We start from the raw sequence: 20236 nt of genomic DNA on the forward strand, positions 1-20236 counted from the left end.
ATAGTAGAAGGTTTATGGCGGACAAAATAAAAAGCGACACCCCACTAGCGTGGGGCGTAGGGGTTACAAGTAAAGGGAGCGGACAATCAGGAAGTGACCGACGAAGTAACAGCCTGCAACCAAGGCATCAGCGGCCCGGAAAGAGAAACGATAGCGACTAAGCAGCCAGACGATATTGGCCAAAAGTAGCAGCGAGGTACCGATGAGTAACGAAAACCCCAAATCGGTGCTACGGGCAAAATATTGTTCGCCAGCGACCCACACCATAAACAGCGTCATGGCCATATAGGTTACTATCGGCCAGCGCATTTCTTCCAACCGCGTCCACAGGATTGCCAGCAGCAATGCGCCAATAATGATCAGCACTAACGGCAATGGCCAGAAAATACTGATCGACATCTGGGTCGCAAAACTGATGGTATACAGCAGGTGGCAAAGGAAAAAAGCCCCGATGGCATAAAGTAAGCGCTCACTGGGTAGCAACAACAATGCATCGGCTACCATGGTCGCTAACAGACCGAGGACAATCAGATAACCCGCCGGCCCAAGAACCGGAGCCTGCCAAGCGAGTAGCACCAGCAGTAATAATGTAACAGGTTTGAATAGCCAGCGTTGCCAGCGTGGCCCACGGTAGGTGGCATCAACGAATAACCAACCAGAAAAAAATACAGCAAGGAATGGCCAGCTCATTTTCTATCCTTTTCAGCGTTAGGTGTTTGTAAAAATGCCTGTTTTATTGCGACAACTTTACACCCAGTTTCTCTTTTAAGTGTAGGGGATAGCAAGGTGGAACAACAACGTCTATTCTGCCGTCAGCCTATTTTATCTGCCGACTGGTGCAGGTGGATGCTCAGCATTGAGTGAGATAGTGAGAATGATATTCTCAATAAGCATTAACCTATAATAATGGGTCTTTTTATAAATATGATTCACAGGTGTGAAAATAGATAACTTTTTGATTGTATTTGCAATATGTTTATCGTTGGGTCTTGGATGGAACAGAGGGAATAGTGCAACTTGGTAAACCATTCGCGCCAATCTGGCGTGCTTTATTGCCAGACGTAATCACGTCAAGGGTACGGATGCGTCTTTAGTGGCTTCATGGTATGTTAACCACCGATACTCTCCCTCTGAGACTGACGTGATAAATGGATATCAATAGGTAACGCAATGGCGAATGATCAAACGCTTTACCGTATTCAGTTCATGAACAACGGTAAAAATTATCAGCTCTATGTCCGCGAGATAATGCCAAGCTCGCTATTTGGTTTTATTGAAATCGCTGGTTTTGTTTTTGATAGCCAATCGGCTGTGTTGGTCGATCCTTCAACAGAAAAACTGAAAACCGAGTTCTCCGGCGTAAACCGCAGTTATATTCCACTTCACGCAATCATTCGCATTGATGCGGTGACGGAAAAAGGCAACGCGCGTATCTCTGAATTGGGCGCGAATGTGATGAGTTTCCCTTACTTACCCGGAAATAAACCCTGAGCGGATGCAATTATCCATGAGTAAACCACCGTTAATTTTTATTGTGGTCGTTGCGCTGATTGTGATTTTAGCCACGCGTCAGTATTGGCAAAAACGGCGTCAGGATGCGGAAAACGATAAGTTGCCAGTGCGGAGCCTTCAGGTCGAAGTCAGTAACAAACGTGAGATATTGTCGCCGAATCGCCGTTCCCGCCAGCGGGAGGAAATTGTGGCGGAAGATAAAGATTATGAAGTGTCTTTCCGCCCGTTATTAAGTGGTAGTGAACTTAACATTAGATTGGCGCGGGAAGAATATCAGCGTATTAACCCAGGTACGCAAGGCACCTTGCAATTACAAGGTACCCGATATATTGATTTCACACCGAGTCAACATTCTAATAGCCCGAAAAAAGACTGATGCTTATTTCTTGGGCATCGGTGGCTGTTTTTTCTGCCATGCCAATAATTCAAATATGCCAAACACAAAAATCCTGACTTGCTGCCAGCCGCTGATCGGCTGATCTTTTGGCTGGGTCGATTTTAGCAATATCAGCTGCAATCCATGCATCAGTACCATAAAAATCATCGCAACATTCACAAAGTATTTCAGTGGACTAGGGAATGGCTGAATCAAATTCAGAACTAAAAAAGCCCATACGCCGAGCATCAATAAACGACCAAGATTAATCAACATCTTGTTGCTCCTGTACCGCATTTTCCGCAGCATAATGACGAATATATAAACGATAGGCGACCTGACCGGCCACTTTCTCACGATGTAATTGCCAGCTTGATGGTACGTCTGTGGCGGCGCTCTCGGCTTCGGCTTCTACATAAATCCAGGCCTCATCAGCCAGCCAGCCTTGTCGCTCCAGCAAATTGACCGTTTCCGCCAGCAACCCTTTACGGAAGGGGGGATCGAGAAAAACCAAATCAAAGGGTTTACCTGCTTGCGCCAGCCAGTTTAGGGCATTGGTATTCACTACTTGTGCATTATCGGCATTCAACAGTGCCAGATTGCGGCTAAGCTGATGGGCAACATGGCGCTCGTATTCCAGCAACACGGTTTCGCCTGCATAACGAGAGAGGGCTTCTAGCCCCAGCGCACCACTGCCGGCAAAGCAATCCAGACAACGTGCGCCCTGAATCATCGGAGCTAGCCAGTTAAACAGGGTTTCTCGCACGCGATCGGTTGTGGGACGCAAACCCGGGCTGTCGGGAACGGGTAATTTCCGGCCACGCCATTTGCCACCGATAATTCGAATCTGCCCGAAGGATTGTTGCTGTGGTTTTTTTGCCATAACTCGCTTGCTTGAAATGTGGCCATTTTGGCGGCACTGAACAGAAGATATAGCCGCTATTCTACCGATGTGTGCTGCGAGGGGAAACGTTAATACTTTGTTGATTGAATTCACAACGGAAAGCAGCATCGTGTGCGTGTTGCTGTTCGGGGGAAAGTGATAGACTGCGAGTTATTATCTTATTTATGTAAGCCATGATTTAACCGCGAGGAGTGTAGTCGCAAATGGCAAAAGAAAAAAAACGTGGATTTTTTTCCTGGCTGGGTCTTGGCCGTCAGAGTGAAGAACAGAAGAAAGAAGAGTCGGTCGCTGAGCCGGTTGTTGATGAACAACCAACTGTAGCGGCGGAAGTCGCACCTGTTGCCGCTCAGGAACCCGTGCAGTTGGCGGAAACCTCAACACCTGACACTGTGGTGCCAGGCGAGTGGGATAGCGAAGTTAACGCCGAAGTGGCGGCTGAAATTGCACCAGTTGTTGATATCGCGCCATTGCTTGATGAAACACCGTTTGAACCTGAGCTTGCTGCCATTCAGTCTGTCGCTGAAACAGTGGAACCCAAAGTCATTGAGCCAGCTAGCGCTGTGGTGACAGAACAAGTGCAATCCGTTGAGCTCTTGGCCGAAGAAGTGGTGCGGGCTATCGAGCCGGTCATGGACGAAACTGTTGTTGAAATGGCCACCGAACAGGTGCAACCGCAGGTTTCTGAACCTGAATCAGCCCTGATTGAAGCAGAGATCGTCATTCCTGCGGAAACAGTGCCAGAAGTTGAGGTTATTCAGCCGGAGCCAGCAGTTGAGGTTGTTGCTCTTGCTGAACCGATCGAAGACGCTGGGCTTGAAGAGCACGAGGCGGTGATTGCGCCAGTTGCGCAGGAACAAGAACGCCCGACCAAAGAAGGTTTTTTTGCGCGGTTAAAACGCAGCTTGCTCAAAACCAAACAAAACCTGGGTTCCGGTTTTATGGGCTTGTTCAGCGGCAAGAAAATTGATGACGATTTATTCGAAGAACTGGAAGAACAACTGCTGATCGCCGATGTGGGTGTGGAAACCACGCGTAAGATTATTGCCTCACTGACCGAGCATGCTAGCCGTAAGCAATTGAAAGATGCCGAAGCTCTGTATGGAAAACTGAAGGAGGAGATGTCTGAGATTCTGGCTAAAGTCGATAAACCTCTGGATGTGAGTGGCAAAAAACCGTACGTCATCCTGATGGTTGGAGTGAATGGCGTCGGCAAAACGACCACTATTGGTAAGTTGGCGCGTCAGTTCCAGGCGGAAGGTAAGTCGGTCATGTTGGCGGCTGGGGATACGTTCCGCGCCGCAGCGGTAGAGCAGTTACAGGTGTGGGGCGAGCGCAACAAGATTGCAGTGGTGGCGCAGCATACCGGTGCCGACTCGGCTTCTGTTATTTTCGATGCGATTCAGGCGGCTAAAGCCCGCGGTATTGATGTGTTGCTGGCAGATACCGCAGGACGTTTGCAGAATAAAGCCCACCTGATGGAAGAGCTGAAGAAGATTGTCCGGGTAATGAAAAAGCTGGACGGCGATGCCCCTCATGAGGTTATGCTGACGTTAGATGCCAGCACCGGACAAAATGCGGTCAGCCAGGCCAAACTGTTTAATGAAACCGTCGGCCTGACGGGGATCACCCTGACCAAGCTGGATGGTACCGCCAAAGGTGGGGTCATCTTCGCGATTGCTGATCAGTTTGGTATTCCTATCCGGTATATTGGTGTTGGCGAAGGTATTGAAGATTTACGGCCATTTAAGGCTGACGATTTTATTGAGGCTCTTTTTGCCCGAGAGGATTAATACGGATGATTCGCTTTGAACAGGTCAGTAAAGCTTATCTGGGCGGCCGACAGGCGCTGCAAGGGGTAGATTTTCACCTGCGCCCGGCGGAAATGGCGTTCTTGACCGGCCACTCTGGCGCCGGGAAAAGTACGCTACTCAAGCTGATTTGTGGCATTGAACGGCCCAGTGCCGGCCACATTTGGTTTGGTGGGCACGATATCAGCAGGCTAAAGAATCGTGAGGTTCCCTTTTTGCGTCGTCAGATCGGGATGATCTTCCAGGATCACCATTTGCTGCTGGATCGAACCGTTTATGACAATGTGGCAATGCCATTGATTATCGCTGGTGCCAGCACTGAAGATATCCGTCGCCGGGTCTCTGCGGCGCTGGATAAAGTCGGTTTACTGGATAAGGCTAAGAACTTGCCGATCCAGCTTTCTGGCGGTGAACAGCAGCGGGTGGGGATTGCCCGCGCAGTGGTGAACAAGCCAGCGGTGTTATTGGCGGATGAACCTACCGGTAACCTCGATGAAGCCTTGTCTGAAGGTATTTTGCGCCTGTTTGAAGAATTCAACCGCGTGGGTGTCACTGTCTTGATGGCGACGCACGATACCTCGCTGATTGCCCGGCGACGTTACCCGATTCTAACGCTGAGTCAGGGCAGAATGTCAGGAGCGCGTCATGGCGAATAATGCAAAGAAAGCGAAAACCAAAGCGCTGAAAGGCGGCTGGCGTGAGCAGTGGCGCTATTCTTGGGTCAATGCTTTGGCGGATATGATGCGTCAACCACTCGCCACATTATTGACCGTGATGGTGATAGCCATCTCGCTGACGTTGCCGAGTGTCTGTTATATTGTGTGGAAAAACGTCAGTACGGCAGCCGAACAATGGTATCCAACGCCGCAGTTGACGGTGTATCTGGATAAATCCCTTGATGATAACGCAGCAGAAAATGTGGTGACCACATTGAAAGCGGAAGCGGGCGTGGAGAAAGTGAACTATCTATCGCGGGAAGAAGCGATGGGCGAGTTCCGCAATTGGTCCGGTTTTGGCGGTGCGCTGGACATGTTGGAAGAAAATCCGCTGCCGGCGGTGGCCATTATCACACCGCAAATGAGTTTCCAGCGTTCAGATACCCTCAACACCCTGCGCGATCGGGTGACCAAAGTTGAAGGTGTGGCCGAAGTTCGCATGGATGACAGCTGGTTTGCCCGTTTGGCGGCGTTGACCGGCCTGGTTGGACAGGTCGCAGCGATGATTGGCGTGCTGATGGTTGTTGCCGTGTTCCTGGTTATTGGTAACAGCGTGCGGCTCAGTATTTTCAGCCGACGAGATACCATCAACGTCATGAAACTGATCGGCGCCACCGATGGCTTTATCCTGCGTCCGTTCCTTAACGGTGGCGCGATGCTCGGTTTTGCTGGCGCGGTGTTGTCTCTGGTTCTGTCGGAAGCATTGGTGTGGAAATTGGGTTCGGTGGTGGCTCAGGTTGCGACCGTCTTCGGTGCCAGTTTTACTCTGCATGGTTTGAGTTGGGATGAAGCGCTGCTGTTAGTGCTGATTTCCGCGATGATTGGTTGGATTGCAGCTTGGCTGGCAACGGTGCAACATTTACGCCGATTTACACCGCAATAAGTAATCTTTGCTATACTCTTCCTCTGTCTGCTGCGGATAATGCAGGGGAAGAGTCACCTCATGTACTGTCTGCTGTATCCGCGAATTTCCGCATAATTCCGCTGGTAAGATCCTTGGTTTATCGGCTAGGATCGACAACTAAAACTTCTGGTTCACGTTGAACTTTTATGGTGAAAGCCAGTCGAAAAACACAGTGAAATGATTAAGGTGTTCAGCGCTTGAATCTGGTTATCCGGATGCTAAAATATCCGCGCTGAAAGCCAATGCACGATCTGCACATGCTATGAGAGGGTTTAAATGACCAAAGAAATGCAAACTTTAGCCTTAGTACCGCAAGGTAGTCTGGAAGCCTATATTCGGGCTGCCAATGCCTATCCTATGCTGACAGCAGAGGAAGAGCGGGAGCTGGCTGAACGGCTGCATTACCAGGGCGATCTGGGGGCAGCTAAAAAGCTAATCCTGTCTCACCTGCGCTTTGTTGCTCATGTTGCCCGTAACTATTCTGGATACGGTCTGCCGCAGGCTGATCTGATTCAGGAAGGTAATATTGGCTTGATGAAAGCGGTTCGTCGGTTCAACCCGGAAGTCGGGGTTCGTCTGGTGTCCTTCGCAGTGCACTGGATCAAAGCAGAAATTCATGAGTATGTTTTGCGTAACTGGCGCATTGTTAAAGTCGCGACCACTAAGGCACAACGTAAGTTATTCTTTAACCTGCGCAAAACCAAACAGCGTTTAGGTTGGTTCAATCAGGAAGAAGTTGAGTTGGTTGCCAAAGAGTTGGGTGTGACCAGCAAAGACGTTCGTGAAATGGAGTCTCGTATGTCCGCCCAGGACATGACGTTTGACCCCACCCCGGATGATGACGTACGTGATGGCCAATCTATGGCTCCGGTTCTGTATCTTCAGGATAAAACCTCTGATTTTGCCGATGGCATTGAAGAGGACAACTGGGAAAGCCACGCGGCAGATAAATTGTCTTATGCGTTGGAAGGCCTGGATGAACGTAGCCAGCATATTATTCGTGCCCGTTGGCTGGATGACGACAACAAAACGACATTGCAGGAGCTGGCCGATCAATACGGTGTTTCTGCGGAGCGTGTTCGTCAGCTTGAAAAGAATGCCATGAAGAAACTGCGTATAGCAATCGAAGCGTAAGAGCGATAAAGCGTAAACACCAGAAAGGGCGATAATAAGATATCGCCCTTTTGTTTTTTTCGATTTTCACCCACGGCTCACTTCCTTAACATCCATTCTGTTTTTTTGTTACGCTTGGCTAAAGCGGTTACCCAATCTGTTTTTTGAAGCATGTATCGGTAAAGATTGCAGGATTCACGTAGAGTGAGTGACGAATAACTTTCCCCACATTTCTGTGTTATGCGAGCAGTAAACCAATGCGCCAGAATCATCTCGAAGAATCTACCGCTCGGCAAATTGTCCAGCGAGCCATGAGCATTATTCAGCATTCAGTTAACGTAATGAATGAACAGGGCATTATTATTGCCTCCGGTGATCCGCTGCGGGTGAATCAACGCCACGAAGGCGCAGTGTTAGCCCTGATGGAAAATCGGGTGGTAGAAATTGATTCAGCAACGGCTGCCAGGTTAAAAGGTGTGAAACCTGGCATCAATCTGCCGATTATCTTCCACCAGCAACTGGTGGGTGTGATTGGTATTTCTGGGGAGCCAGCAGAAGTTCGGGCTTATGCTGAGCTGGTACGGATGGCTGCGGAACTGATTCTGGAGCATGCGGCATTACTGGAACAGAGCCAATGGGAAAAGCGTTATCGCGAAGAACTGGTCAGCCAATTGTTGGCTGAACATCAGCAAACGACTTCTATCGGCTCAATGGCTGCTTATTTGGGGCTAAATTTGTCGTTGCCACGTATTGCCCTGATTATCAAGTTGGATCAGCAGGATCATGAATCTTTGCGTCAATTGATTGAAGTTTTAGATGCAACAGGATGGGATCATCTGGTCAGTATGATGGGATTCAATCAATTAGTGATGCTGAAACCTTTGGTTGCAGACAGGCTTTCCCGGCCGATAAATAAGCAGTTACAACCTTTTATCTCCAACCTCCAGGCTCGGTTTGATGTGCGGGTGTTTGTTGGTGGTGTTTTCCCCGGCATCGAAGGTATTCGGCGTTCGTATTTAACCGCCCGCGCAGCACAGGCAATGACGGAGCGCCTAGGGCTACGTCATAAGACGCTGTATTACAGCGACTATTCTTTGCCCGCTTTATTGGGCGAGTTTGCCGGTAGTTGGCAAGCTGAAGAACTGGGCACCAGTTGGCTACAACTTTGCGCATCCGACAGTAAAGGGGTGCTGCGACAGACACTTCAGCATTATTTTGATCAGAACTGTGATCTGTCTCAATCAGCGAAACAGCTACATATCCATGTGAATACCCTACGCTATCGTCTGCAAAAGATAGAGGAGATTACTGGAATGAAAATCAATGAGTTACCTTCTATATTACGGCTGTATATTGGCATGAAGATTTATAGCTGATTTGTCGATTACTACAATTATCCCGTACTTTACCCCCTGATTTTTTGGTTGATCCTCCCAAGCCTTTCGTTGAATAAGCTTACATAATGCTCGCTCCTTACCCTACAAATAACAATGATACCCAATCGATTTTGAGGCCATCTGATATCAGATCTCCTTGAAAATTAATGGGATAGAAAACCTCCAGGGAGCAGATCATGACAACGATTTCAGCCTTAGGCGCATTGGTGGCACTTATTGTCTCCATCGTGCTGATATTACGCAAAGTTCCTCCTGTTTACGGCATGATGGCCGGTGCGCTTGCTGGTGGTCTGGTGGGGGGGGCTGATTTAATTCAAACCGTCAGTTTGATGATCAGCGGCGCGCAGGGGATTACGAATGCAGTTCTACGTATTCTGGCGGCTGGTGTATTGGCCGGTGTGTTAATTGAATCCGGTGCTGCCAATACGATTGCCGAAACTATCGTACGTAAGGTCGGTGAGAAGCGAGCCTTGCTGGCGTTGGCTGTGGCTACCATGTTATTAACCGCCGTTGGGGTATTTGTTGATGTGGCGGTGATTACTGTGGCGCCGATTGCTCTGGCAATCGCTCATCGGGCAGATATTTCTAAAATGGCCATTTTGCTGGCGATGATTGGTGGCGGTAAAGCGGGAAACGTGATGTCGCCAAACCCCAATACTATTGCTGCCGCCGATAGCTTCCATGTGCCACTGACCTCATTAATGGCTGCCGGTATTATCCCTGGTCTGTTCGGTTTGGTAATGGCTTATTATTTAGCCAGACATCTAAAACACAAGGGTAGTAAGGTTAGCGCCGACGAACTTATCGTGCATGAAACTAGTCAGCTTCCTTCTTTTATCACCGCTATTTCTGCGCCTTTAGTCGCTATCGCCTTACTGGCACTACGGCCAATCGCCGGTATCACTATTGATCCATTACTGGCGCTACCGTTGGGTGGATTGGTTGGTGCGGTGGTGATGGGGCGCTGGCGTCAATCGAATCGTTATATGATTTCCGGTTTGAGCCGCATGGCACCAGTAGCCATTATGTTATTGGGAACCGGCACCTTGGCGGGGATTATTGCTAACTCGGGTTTAAAAGACGTACTGATTGATGGACTGACTGCCTCCGGTATGCCTGCGTATTTGTTGGCACCGATCTCTGGGGCGTTGATGTCGATGGCGACGGCCTCTACAACGGCAGGTACCGCTGTGGCTTCTGCGGTGTTTAGCTCCACGTTACTGGATCTGGGCGTGACTGCGCTAGCGGGTGCCGCGATGGTGCATGCTGGAGCAACCGTGCTGGATCATATGCCGCATGGTAGTTTCTTCCACGCCACCGGAGGTAGCGTCAATATGCAGGTACACGAGCGCTTAAAACTGTTGCCTTACGAAACACTGGTGGGCTTTACCATCGCACTGGTATCAACATTGATGTTCGGTGTGTTTAATCTGGCGGGCTAATTGAGGTATTCCATGAAAATTGTCATAGCGCCCGATTCATTCAAAGAAAGTCTGACCGCCATGCAGGTTGCAGACGCTATTGAACTAGGATTTCGCGAAATCTATCCACATGCGGATTATATCAAACTACCGATGGCCGATGGTGGTGAAGGTACCGTTGAGTCGATGGTCGCGGCCACCGGCGGTGAGATTATTCAGGTTGCGGTTCGTGGGCCACTTAATCAATCGGTCAATGCGTTCTATGGTCGATTAGGTGATGGTGTGACTGCGGTTATCGAAATGGCAGCGGCCTCTGGCTTACATCTGGTTCCGCAGGAACAGCGCAACCCGCTGCACACCACCAGTTATGGCACCGGCCAACTGATTTTATCAGCGCTGGAGAACGGTGCGCGTAAAATTATCTTGGGTATCGGCGGTAGTGCCACTAACGATGGCGGTGCCGGCATGATGCAAGCGCTGGGCGTGAAGTTTTTCGACGCACAGGGAATGGAGCTGGCTGGCGGCGGCGCGGCATTAAGCCGCTTGCATCACATTGATTTATCAGCGTTGGATTCACGTCTGGCGCAGAGCGAAATCATTGTGGCTTGTGACGTAGATAATCCGCTATGTGGTATCAAGGGCGCTTCTGCTGTTTTCGGGCCACAAAAAGGCGCTACGCCAGAGATGGTCAGCATTCTGGATAGCGCTTTACACCATTATGGTGAGCAAATCGGGATGTTGACCGGACGGGCAGTGATCGACGTTGCTGGCGCTGGAGCCGCGGGCGGTATGGGCGCCGCATTGTTCGGTCTGCTTAATGCGCAACTGAAACCGGGCATTGAAATAGTCATTAATGCGTTAGGTTTGGCAGAAGCCGTAGTTGGAGCCGATCTGGTGATAACCGGCGAAGGGCGTATTGATAGTCAGACCATTCATGGGAAAACGCCGATTGGCGTCGCGCGGACGGCCAAACGGTTGGGTATTCCAACCATAGCGCTAGCCGGTGGCATGACGAAAGATTATCAGGTAGTCCATCAATACGGTTTAGACGCGGTATTCTCCGTGGTAAACCGGATTGTTACTTTGCCCGAAGCGTTAGCCGAAGCGCAGGAAAATCTGCGCATAACGGCTCGTAATGTTGCCGCAGTCTGGCAGCTGGCTAGCGCCTCTAACGCTGCCAACCTTGTGCGCCAGAACTAAAACCACAGGCACACATAAATTGATCCATTTCAGAGTGTCCAACACCAGGGACCTCGCTATAACTCAACTGCCAGTGCTGGATGGCTGGCAGTTGATGCAGCATCTCTTCTATCAGATACAAGCCCACGCCACGACGGCGGGTGACAGCTCGCACCTGTAAATCCTGTAATTCAGCCTGTTCATCCTGCACTCTGACTTTCACTGCACCCAACAATCGTTCATTAAACCGAGCAGCAAACAGCGGTTGGCCAGCATCTATCCAGCCTTGCCAGTCGCTGGCCTGCTGATTTGGCCAGATTTTTGCCAGATCGATAAGATCTTGATGCGAGAGATCGGTTAAACGCTCAATGGTCAATTTCATCGGGGATATTCCGAATAAAAATAAGAGGGATAGTGTACTGGATCTCGGGTGATGGACGTGTGTAAGTTTTTCGGTACGCGAACGGCGGAAAATGTTTTTTGCGCTGCGCATTTTCCGAGTTAAAAATTAGTAAACAGAATCATAACCAGCACAAGCCACTACCTATTGTGTATAAACCATGCAGTTTGCGCCTTATTTTATCTCGTTTGTGCCGCTTGTTTCTGCTTGTCTGAGTTGATTTGCAGCATAAAACTCCTGTTTAATAGTATGAAAAATAAAGTCTTATTAGAAAATGTTGCCATATAAAAGACTAAATCATTATTACGTATAGATAAAAGCTAAAGGTAATGATGAATTGGCGGGCAAATACAACAGTAGGTTCACAACGACAGATGGGGATTGCGCGGATGAAATTAACCAAAAGTAAAGTGTTGCTGGCAGGTTGTATGGCAATGGCGATGAGCCATTCAGTATTGGCGAAAGACATTAAAGTGGCGATTGTCGGGGCGATGTCTGGCCCGGTAGCACAGTACGGTGATATGGAATTCACTGGCGCGCGCCAGGCGATTGCCGATATTAATGCCAAAGGCGGTATTAATGGCGATAAGTTAGTCGCGGTAGAATATGACGACGCCTGTGACCCGAAACAAGCGGTCGCGGTGGCGAACAAAGTGATCAATGATGGAATTCGCTATGTCATCGGTCACCTCTGCTCTTCCTCAACCCAGCCTGCTTCAGATATTTATGAAGATGAAGGCGTGATCATGATTACCCCAGCAGCCACCAATGCCGATCTGACGACGCGTGGCTACAAAATGGTACTGCGAACCACCGGGCTGGATTCTGATCAGGGACCAACAGCCGCCAAATACATCGTTGAAACTATTAAACCTAAACGTATAGCTGTGGTGCATGATAAGCAGCAATACGGCGAAGGTCTGGCTCGTTCGGTTCGTGATAGCCTGAAAAAACAAGGCGCGGATGTGGTGTTGTTTGAAGGTGTGACCGCAGGGGATAAAGACTTCTCTACGCTGGTGGCTCGTTTGAAGAAAGAGAACGTCGATTTTGTTTATTTCGGCGGCTACTACCCGGAAATGGGGCAAATTTTACGTCAGGCTAAACAAGCTAACCTGACAACCCGCTTTATGGGGCCGGAAGGTGTGGGTAACTCTTCGTTGTCTAACATCGCCGGTGCAGCTTCCGAAGGTATGCTGGTGACCTTGCCAAAACGTTACGATCAAGTGCCAACCAACCAGCCAATCGTCGATGCGCTGAAAGCCAAGAAGCTAGACCCAACTGGGCCATTCGTCTGGACAACCTATGCCGCGCTGCAATCGCTGACCACTGCCATGGAACGTAGCGGTAGCCAAGAACCAGCTGATCTGGTGAAAGCGTTGAAAACCGGTAAACCGGTTGAAACCGTGATGGGGCCGTTGAGTTGGGATGAAAAAGGCGACCTGAAAGGTTTCGAGTTCGGTGTTTTTGAATGGCATGCCGACGGTTCATCAAGCGCCGTCAAATAACCACCTGACTAAATCAATAGGCAGTTAAGATTGCCGTGATTGGGCAATCAGGCCCCTTTACCCGCAATGTATCCCCCAGATTTTGGGGGATGTTTCCATATCCAGTAAACGATGATGGAGCGGGTGGGAAGGGCGGCCAGGCAAGAGAATTCAAGGGTTAGAGTATGTCAGAGCAGTTTCTCTATTTTTTGCAGCAAATGTTCAACGGTGTCACTTTGGGCAGCACCTATGCGCTGATCGCCATCGGTTATACCATGGTGTACGGCATTATCGGCATGATCAACTTTGCCCACGGTGAAGTCTATATGATCGGTAGCTACGTTTCTTTTATCGTCATTGCCGCTTTGATGATGATAGGGATCGATGCCAGTTGGCTGCTGATCGGCTCGGCTTTTGTGGTGGCGATAGTGATCGCCAGCGCCTACGGCTGGAGTATCGAGCGGGTGGCCTACAAACCGGTTCGCAGTTCTAAGCGTCTTATCGCATTGATCTCGGCGATCGGAATGTCGATCTTCCTGCAAAACTACGTCAGTCTGACCCAGGGTTCGCGAGATTTGGCTCTGCCTAGCCTGGTTACCGGGCAGTGGACACTGGCTGAAAGTAACGGTTTTGCCGCCACCATTAGCACCATGCAGCTCACTATTTGGATTGTGACGTTCCTGGCGATGTTAGCGCTGACGTTGTTTATCCGCTATTCCCGCATGGGACGTGCGTGCCGGGCTTGCGCGGAAGATTTGAAAATGGCCAGCCTGCTGGGTATTAACACCGATAGAGTTATCTCGCTGACCTTCGTGATCGGTGCGGTAATGGCTGCTGTTGCCGGCGTGCTGTTGGGGCAGTTTTATGGGGTTATTAACCCGTATATTGGTTTTATGGCTGGGATGAAAGCCTTTACTGCTGCGGTATTAGGCGGTATTGGCAGTATTCCTGGTGCGATGATTGGTGGATTGATTCTGGGGGTTGCCGAAGCGCTGACCTCTGCTTATTTAAGTACAGAATATAAAGATGCAGTGTCATTTGCACTGCTGATTGCGGTGCTGTTAGTCATGCCAACCGGGATTCTGGGTCGCCCGGAGGTAGAAAAAGTATGAAGCAGCTCAATGTGTTCAATGCGATTATTTCTACTCTGGTCATGCTGGTGCTGGCCTCGTTTCTGATGGGGTTGCAATTGGCTCTGGACGGAACGCGGCTGGTGGTTCATGGCGCTGGCGAAGTGCGTTGGTTCTGGATTGGTATCGGCTGTGCTGCCGTATTCTTCTTCCAACTTTTTCGACCGTTGATGCAGCAGGGACTCAAGAAAGTGACGGGTCCAAGCTGGGTATTACCGAGCTTTGATGGCACGACGCCAAAACAGAAACTCTTGGCAGCCTTAATGATTATTGCTGCGATTGCCTGGCCGTTTTTGGTGTCCCGTGGCACGGTGGATATTGCCACTCTTACACTGATCTACATTATGCTCGGCTTGGGTCTGAATGTGGTGGTGGGACTGTCTGGCTTGCTGGTATTGGGCTACGGTGGTTTCTATGCCATTGGCGCCTATACCTATGCCTTGCTGAACCATTATTACGGTCTGGGTTTTTGGGAAAGTCTGCCGCTGGCTGGTTTAGTCGCCGCACTGTTCGGCTTCTTGCTCGGGTTCCCGGTGCTACGGTTGCGTGGCGATTATTTGGCTATTGTGACGTTGGGATTCGGCGAAATAGTAAGAATCCTACTGCTGAACAATACTGAAATCACTGGAGGCCCGAATGGTATTGGCCAGATTCCGAAACCGACTCTATTTGGTTTGGAGTTTAGCCGCAACGCTAAAGACGGGGGCTGGGATACCTTCCATAATTTCTTCGGACTAAATTACGATCCCAGCGATCGGATTATTTTCCTGTATCTGGTGGCTTTACTGCTGGTCATTTTGACACTCTTCGTGATTAATCGGTTATTACGTATGCCATTAGGGCGTGCGTGGGAAGCACTGAGGGAAGATGAAATTGCCTGCCGTTCTTTGGGTCTTAGCCCGACTCGAATCAAACTCACGGCATTTACCATCAGTGCGGCTTTTGCCGGTTTTGCCGGAACGTTGTTTGCCGCTCGTCAGGGTTTTGTCAGCCCGGAATCCTTCACCTTTGTCGAGTCGGCCTTTGTACTCGCCATTGTGGTATTGGGCGGTATGGGATCACAATTTGCGGTGATTCTGGCGGCTATTTTGTTGGTGGTATCGCGGGAGTTAATGCGTGATTTAAATGCCTACAGCATGTTGTTATTGGGCGCATTAATGGTGTTGATGATGATTTGGCGTCCGCAGGGTTTACTGCCAATGAAACGGCCACAGTTAAAATTGAAAGTGGCTGATGTGAAACAGAAACCGGGGGAGCAGGCATGAGTGCGCAACCTTTGTTAGTTGTCGAAGGGCTATCGATGCGCTTTGGTGGACTACTGGCGGTAAACAACGTCGGTTTGACCCTGAATCAAGGGGAAATTGTTTCGCTGATTGGCCCCAACGGTGCGGGTAAAACCACCATATTTAATTGCCTGACCGGTTTCTATCGTCCCACTGGCGGCACCATTAAACTGCGCGATCGTCATTTGGAGGGTTTGCCCGGTCAGGCCATTGCCCGAATGGGCGTGATCCGGACTTTCCAGCATGTACGGTTATTCCGTGAAATGACGGTGATTGAAAATCTGTTGGTTGCGCAACATCAGCATTTAAAAAGTGGTGTGTTCGCCGGATTATTGAAAACCCCCGCTTTTCGTCGGGCAGAGGCGGATGCGCTGGATCGTGCTGCCGTTTGGCTCGAACGTGTAGGTTTATTGGACTTAGCCAATCGACAGGCTGGGAATTTGGCCTATGGGCAGCAGCGACGTTTAGAAATCGCCCGTTGTATGGTGACGCGTCCAGCATTACTGATGTTGGATGAGCCGGCTGCGGGTTTAAACCCGAAAGAAACGGATGAGCTGAATCAACTGATTATGGAATTACGCAATCAGCATCAGGTTTCTGTATTGTTAATTGAGCACGATATGAAACTGGTTATGGGCATTTCTGACCGTATTTATGTGGTGAATCAGGGAACGCCATTGGCACAGGGTATTCCAGCAGAAATTCGTAATAATCCGGATGTTATCCGGGCCTATTTGGGTGAATAAAGGTGGGCGAGGCTTAATATGTTGTCATTGAATCAGGTTTCAGCCCACTACGGCAAAATTCAGGCATTGCATCAGGTTAGTTTACATATTCAGCAAGGGGAAATTGTCACGCTGATTGGTGCCAATGGCGCGGGTAAAACTACGCTATTAGGAACATTATGTGGTGAACCGCGGGCGACGGAAGGCAGTATTCATTTTCTCGATCAGGAGATTACGGACTGGCAAACGGCGCGAATTATGCGTGAGGCAATTGCTATTGTACCTGAAGGGCGTCGGGTATTTTCCCGTATGACGGTAGAAGAGAATCTGGCAATGGGGGGATTCTTTGCTGACCGCGAACAATATCAGCAACGCATTGCACGGGTTTATGATTTATTTCCCCGTTTGCATGAGCGGCGTATTCAACGTTCCGGCACCATGTCCGGTGGTGAGCAACAAATGTTGGCTATTGGTCGGGCGTTAATGAGTCAGCCAAAATTATTGCTACTGGATGAGCCATCGCTAGGATTAGCGCCGATTATTATTTTGCAGATTTTCGACACTATCCAGCAATTGCGTGAGGAGGGCATGACAATTTTCCTGGTTGAGCAAAATGCCAACCAAGCGTTAAAACTGGCTGACCGTGGTTATGTGCTGGAGAATGGTCGAATTGTTTTAGAAGATACCGGTGCTGCATTGTTGGCGAATGAAGCCGTGCGCTCAGCCTATTTAGGCGGTTAATCAGCCTGATGTGAATGAAGCCGTGGTTGTAGGAGCGGAGGCTATCAGCGGCCTGAGGCTCAGGTATAACCTGAGCCTCAGACAATGAAATAAGTCCATTAGTCTTATTTTATAACGCAGTTTCTTGGTCATGAGAGCGGCGTAAGAGTAAATGATAAGGTATCCGAATAAAGATCCTGATCGGTACTTTCTGTCGGATACAGGAGGATATTGGGCCACCAACATATTTTTTCTGAGCTATGGGCAATATTCTTCGTCAGGTTTATCTCCTGGGCTTTCCCCGGCAAGATAAAACTCTCACCGTTAGGACGATTCAGCCTTACCGAATAATGAATCAAGTGCTTGGGGTCTGAGCCGGTTAGGCGGAAATAATCGTTTGGTGGTTTGGTATTATTACCTGTGGCTGAAATGGCATAGCGTGGAAGGTCTTGATCCAGCCCTAAACCTAATGGTCGGTAGTTCAGGCAAAGCTGATTTTGCAGCGGCGCCATAATTTCGGCCTGAAATCCGGCTTTTTTTGCTGCTATCAGCTCGTCCAAATCAACCGTTTTTAGTCGCCAAACGGCAGAGTCTAATCGAAATTTTGGATCAACCTTTAACGGCACTGGTGCAGATCGATTCATTGGGATATAGGATTCGCAGGAATTACCCTGTGGCCCAAAGGAAATACCTTTGATATCGACAAAAAAATATTTTTCATCATCAGTTATTAACCGTCGGCCGGCGCTGGCTCCGATCGCCAGTTTTTTTAAAGCGGAGGTCCTTATTTCAAAGGACACGTGATAGCTGGCATTAATCTCAGAGTCGCGATTAATCGTGAAGTGGATCCCTGAATCATTTTCCAAAAGTTTAGGTTGTTGGTTATTTATCCGAAGATTCAAAATATCCCTGTCAGTGATAGTCATATCTTTATTTTCGCCGGCATCATAAAAATAGAGCGATAGCACAACGCCATTGGATACGGAAAAAACTACGTCCTCTTCGGTGTCTCTTTTATCTCTGAATGGATTACCTAACACGAAATTAAACGTTACCTGAACAAATTGATCATCGTCGGTCAGAGCCATCTTGCAATCGGAATACCGATTGAGCATAGGTATCGATATCCCCTCCAGCTTTGCGTCTGCACGCCCGGTAAATAATCCACTTATTCCTAAAGCACAAAATAAGCTGGCAGACAGGTAATTCATTTTATTTTTCATCACTCCTCCCTAACTGAGGCGTTCTGTCCCAGGTTCATGCTTCGGCTTCAAAGAGCAACGTCAACACGCCGTGGTAAAGGCCTATGGTATTGTTGCCGGTTGGGGCTTTAGCTGAAATATCAAGTTTATAGTCTTGAGAGTACCAACCACTCCCAGAGTGTTTATGGTTGAATAACAATGGGTTATGGCTTAATTTGGCTGTATTTGCCCGATTTTCTCCCACCTTATGTAAACGTACGGTTGCCGCAGAGAACTGGCGACTACCCGGTCTGTTTCCGTCAGATTGATGGCGTAAAATTAGCGGTTGTGCTAACCGAACTCTGAAACCTTTTGCTCTTTTGACTTTTACTGTGACGGGTGCTTGTGCTCGATAAATATCCTGCTGATGCAGATCATGTTTTAACGTTAGGGATGTCAGCGAGCCACCACCGGTTTTTTCAACAATTATTTTCGATTTTTCAGTGACCTGGACGCTAACGTCTATAGTGCCAATCTCAATGGATTCTGAAGCGATAACGGGGAGGGAGAGTAAGGGAAGTATCAAGGCCGCAATCATATGGTGGATATTCATAATGCCTCCTATTCTCTGAAACTGCGTTGGCATGATAGGTTGACGGGGGCACCCTCTACGTTTCCGGTGATTTTGTGTACGCCAAGCTGCCGTTGCTGGTTGGGGTAAAGATTAAAGTCGTCGATAACCTGTAGATTCCTCCAGCTTAAACGGATATTTCCCTTGTTATACAGTAATATACCTTCTATTTCACAGGAGTGATGCCACTGTGGGGCAGGTTTTTTTGGCAAATGTCTGACTAAGCCCATATAGGCAATTTGGACACCAATCACCGCTCCTTTTTCACCACTGGCTGTTAGATTTCGCTGCGGCATCACACTGAGCCGATAAACTTGTTCCTGCTCCGGAGCCCCTCGTGCTTTTAAAGCGATCCTGCTTCGTTGATTGACTCCAAGGGCTAATTTCATTGGTGCAGCGAATAACAATGGTTGAACGGTTATTCCCAACGGTGTCAGCGATTCTTGATCTGGCGGTACGCCGGGGTTGTTCAAACGGTATAACGCAATGGCAACGTACTCGGTCTGCTCTCCGGTATTGATTATCTCAACGTAAGATTCCGAGTTATCAATAACAGCGATATGAGGCCGCATATCGATAGCGCTTATAGCTTGAAACGGGAGTGCCAAGCATGCCAGCGCCATTCCGCTATGGACAATGAAGGTCAAAGGGTACGCCATCGGCTTCTCCTGACAGTTGTTTTACCGGTACGATATAAGGTGTGCCGGGGTAAATACTTTTACTTTTTTCTGTCTCTTTCTGTTTTTGTTTTTTGGACCACAGATTCAAGCGGGTAAATTGGCTGCGTACATTGCCGGTTGCCGTCAGTTGGATGCCTTCGGCAACGCATTGATGGCTCCAGCTTTTTCTTTGCATTTTCTTTTCAGGAACGTGATGGATCAGTACGCCATAGGCGATACTAAGAATCATCGGGGCGCTGATCGTTTGCTCCGGTTTTGCTGATAGGCTGGCGGGTTTAAGATCTAATACCGGGTTGATATACAAGCGATAGAGTGTTTCCTGTTGTGGCATCTGGAGTGGGATCAGATTGATCTCCCGCTCTTGGTTGGGAGCCAGAGTGATGCGCGTAGGATTGAAGATCATTTCCGGCCTTTTGATTTCACCGATAGGGGTTTTTATCTCCGCGATTTCGCCGGGATTCTCGATCCGAACCAGTGTGACATCCAGATAAAGCGGCGTATCACCACTGTTATAAGCCCTGACGGTTCGGTTTTTTTGCAGGCCTTCTATTGTCGTTCGGGTCGGGTCAGCCACGAGATTGGCATAACTATTCTCACTGACAAAAAAAAGCAGTTGTAGGCAGAGTAACGGGAGCGTGTATCGGGACATCATCATTTTCCTTATCAAAGAAG

At 49.0% G+C, this 20236-nt stretch carries 22 protein-coding genes; 14 read left to right on the forward strand and 8 right to left on the reverse strand.

Annotated elements, in window-relative coordinates; translation table 11 throughout:
- Positions 1–63: 63 nt before the first annotated feature.
- The gene (locus DJ39_RS02660) at positions 64–690 is read right to left on the reverse strand and encodes a lysoplasmalogenase (protein ID WP_004720572.1); all 627 of its coding nucleotides are present in this window, start codon (positions 688–690) and stop codon (positions 64–66) included.
- A gap of 480 nt (positions 691–1170) precedes the next feature.
- On the opposite strand from DJ39_RS02660, the gene DJ39_RS02665 reads away from it, so the two are divergent.
- Together DJ39_RS02665 and DJ39_RS02670 are read left to right on the forward strand one after the other, a co-directional pair.
- Positions 1171–1491, forward strand: a complete 321-nt coding sequence (locus tag DJ39_RS02665) for a DUF1820 family protein (protein ID WP_004720570.1) — start codon at positions 1171–1173, stop codon at positions 1489–1491.
- Between the two features lie 16 nt (positions 1492–1507).
- Positions 1508–1888, forward strand: a complete 381-nt coding sequence (locus DJ39_RS02670; protein ID WP_038243178.1) for a DUF2500 domain-containing protein — start codon at positions 1508–1510, stop codon at positions 1886–1888.
- A gap of 3 nt (positions 1889–1891) precedes the next feature.
- Here the strand turns inward: DJ39_RS02670 and DJ39_RS02675 are convergent, their stop codons facing one another.
- Both DJ39_RS02675 and rsmD read right to left on the reverse strand, forming a co-directional pair.
- Entirely contained in the window at positions 1892–2164 is a 273-nt protein-coding gene (locus DJ39_RS02675) for a DUF1145 family protein (RefSeq protein WP_038243180.1), read from the reverse strand.
- Positions 2154–2771, reverse strand: a complete 618-nt coding sequence (gene rsmD / locus DJ39_RS02680) for a 16S rRNA (guanine(966)-N(2))-methyltransferase (RefSeq protein ID WP_004720564.1) — start codon at positions 2769–2771, stop codon at positions 2154–2156. Before rsmD ends, DJ39_RS02675 begins: the two co-directional genes overlap by 11 nt.
- Before the next feature lie 224 nt (positions 2772–2995).
- On the opposite strand from rsmD, the gene ftsY reads away from it, so the two are divergent.
- The 7 genes from ftsY to DJ39_RS02715 all read left to right on the forward strand — a co-directional run bounded on the left by ftsY (position 2996) and on the right by DJ39_RS02715 (position 11351).
- Positions 2996–4582, forward strand: a complete 1587-nt coding sequence (ftsY, locus tag DJ39_RS02685) for a signal recognition particle-docking protein FtsY (RefSeq protein ID WP_004720562.1) — start codon at positions 2996–2998, stop codon at positions 4580–4582.
- Between the two features lie 5 nt (positions 4583–4587).
- Entirely contained in the window at positions 4588–5256 is a 669-nt protein-coding gene (gene ftsE / locus DJ39_RS02690; RefSeq protein WP_004720560.1) for a cell division ATP-binding protein FtsE, read from the forward strand.
- A complete protein-coding gene (gene ftsX, locus DJ39_RS02695) occupies positions 5246–6199 on the forward strand; it encodes a permease-like cell division protein FtsX (protein ID WP_038243186.1) in 954 nt (317 codons plus the stop codon). The genes ftsE and ftsX overlap by 11 nt, the downstream gene beginning before the upstream one ends.
- Before the next feature lie 297 nt (positions 6200–6496).
- Positions 6497–7354: an RNA polymerase sigma factor RpoH gene (gene rpoH / locus DJ39_RS02700; protein ID WP_004720556.1), complete on the forward strand. Its 858-nt coding sequence runs from the start codon at positions 6497–6499 to the stop codon at positions 7352–7354.
- A gap of 236 nt (positions 7355–7590) precedes the next feature.
- A complete protein-coding gene (locus DJ39_RS02705; RefSeq protein ID WP_004720554.1) occupies positions 7591–8709 on the forward strand; it encodes a sugar diacid recognition domain-containing protein in 1119 nt (372 codons plus the stop codon).
- A 197-nt stretch (positions 8710–8906) separates the two neighbouring features.
- Positions 8907–10172, forward strand: a complete 1266-nt coding sequence (locus tag DJ39_RS02710) for a GntP family permease (RefSeq protein ID WP_004720551.1) — start codon at positions 8907–8909, stop codon at positions 10170–10172.
- A gap of 12 nt (positions 10173–10184) precedes the next feature.
- On the forward strand, positions 10185–11351 hold the full coding sequence (locus DJ39_RS02715) for a glycerate kinase (protein WP_004720549.1): 1167 nt from the start codon (positions 10185–10187) through the stop codon (positions 11349–11351).
- Here the strand turns inward: DJ39_RS02715 and panM are convergent.
- Entirely contained in the window at positions 11320–11712 is a 393-nt protein-coding gene (gene panM, locus DJ39_RS02720; protein ID WP_038243189.1) for an aspartate 1-decarboxylase autocleavage activator PanM, read from the reverse strand. The two genes, DJ39_RS02715 and panM, sit on opposite strands and share 32 nt — an antisense overlap.
- Before the next feature lie 407 nt (positions 11713–12119).
- On the opposite strand from panM, the gene DJ39_RS02725 reads away from it, so the two are divergent.
- From DJ39_RS02725 to livF, 5 genes are all read left to right on the forward strand, one after another.
- Positions 12120–13235, forward strand: a complete 1116-nt coding sequence (locus DJ39_RS02725) for a branched-chain amino acid ABC transporter substrate-binding protein (RefSeq protein WP_038243192.1) — start codon at positions 12120–12122, stop codon at positions 13233–13235.
- Between the two features lie 164 nt (positions 13236–13399).
- Positions 13400–14326, forward strand: coding sequence for a high-affinity branched-chain amino acid ABC transporter permease LivH (gene livH, locus DJ39_RS02730; RefSeq protein WP_004720545.1), 927 nt, complete (start codon positions 13400–13402; stop codon positions 14324–14326).
- A complete protein-coding gene (locus DJ39_RS02735) occupies positions 14323–15609 on the forward strand; it encodes a high-affinity branched-chain amino acid ABC transporter permease LivM (protein ID WP_038251133.1) in 1287 nt (428 codons plus the stop codon). The genes livH and DJ39_RS02735 overlap by 4 nt, the downstream gene beginning before the upstream one ends.
- Positions 15606–16373, forward strand: coding sequence for a high-affinity branched-chain amino acid ABC transporter ATP-binding protein LivG (gene livG, locus DJ39_RS02740; RefSeq protein WP_038251134.1), 768 nt, complete (start codon positions 15606–15608; stop codon positions 16371–16373). The genes DJ39_RS02735 and livG overlap by 4 nt, the downstream gene beginning before the upstream one ends.
- Before the next feature lie 18 nt (positions 16374–16391).
- Positions 16392–17093 carry a high-affinity branched-chain amino acid ABC transporter ATP-binding protein LivF gene (gene livF, locus DJ39_RS02745; protein ID WP_004720540.1) on the forward strand — a complete coding sequence of 234 codons (702 nt, stop codon included), beginning with the start codon at positions 16392–16394 and terminating at the stop codon, positions 17091–17093.
- Positions 17094–17221: 128 nt separating this feature from the next.
- Here the strand turns inward: livF and DJ39_RS02750 are convergent, their stop codons facing one another.
- Genes DJ39_RS02750 through DJ39_RS02765 form a run of 4 tightly spaced genes read right to left on the reverse strand, consistent with a single transcriptional unit; the run spans position 17222 to position 20219 of the window.
- On the reverse strand, positions 17222–18295 hold the full coding sequence (locus DJ39_RS02750) for a hypothetical protein (RefSeq protein ID WP_038243198.1): 1074 nt from the start codon (positions 18293–18295) through the stop codon (positions 17222–17224).
- Between the two features lie 34 nt (positions 18296–18329).
- Complete coding sequence (locus tag DJ39_RS02755; RefSeq protein ID WP_004720536.1) at positions 18330–18866, reverse strand: hypothetical protein; 537 nt, start codon at positions 18864–18866, stop codon at positions 18330–18332.
- Positions 18867–18874: 8 nt separating this feature from the next.
- Positions 18875–19543, reverse strand: a complete 669-nt coding sequence (locus DJ39_RS02760; RefSeq protein WP_370272842.1) for a hypothetical protein — start codon at positions 19541–19543, stop codon at positions 18875–18877.
- Positions 19512–20219, reverse strand: a complete 708-nt coding sequence (locus DJ39_RS02765; RefSeq protein WP_370272841.1) for a pilus assembly protein — start codon at positions 20217–20219, stop codon at positions 19512–19514. The genes DJ39_RS02760 and DJ39_RS02765 overlap by 32 nt, the downstream gene beginning before the upstream one ends.
- Positions 20220–20236 lie beyond the last annotated feature (17 nt).

This window comes from Yersinia ruckeri ATCC 29473 (assembly GCF_000754815.1).
Taxonomy (GTDB): domain Bacteria; phylum Pseudomonadota; class Gammaproteobacteria; order Enterobacterales; family Enterobacteriaceae; genus Yersinia; species Yersinia ruckeri.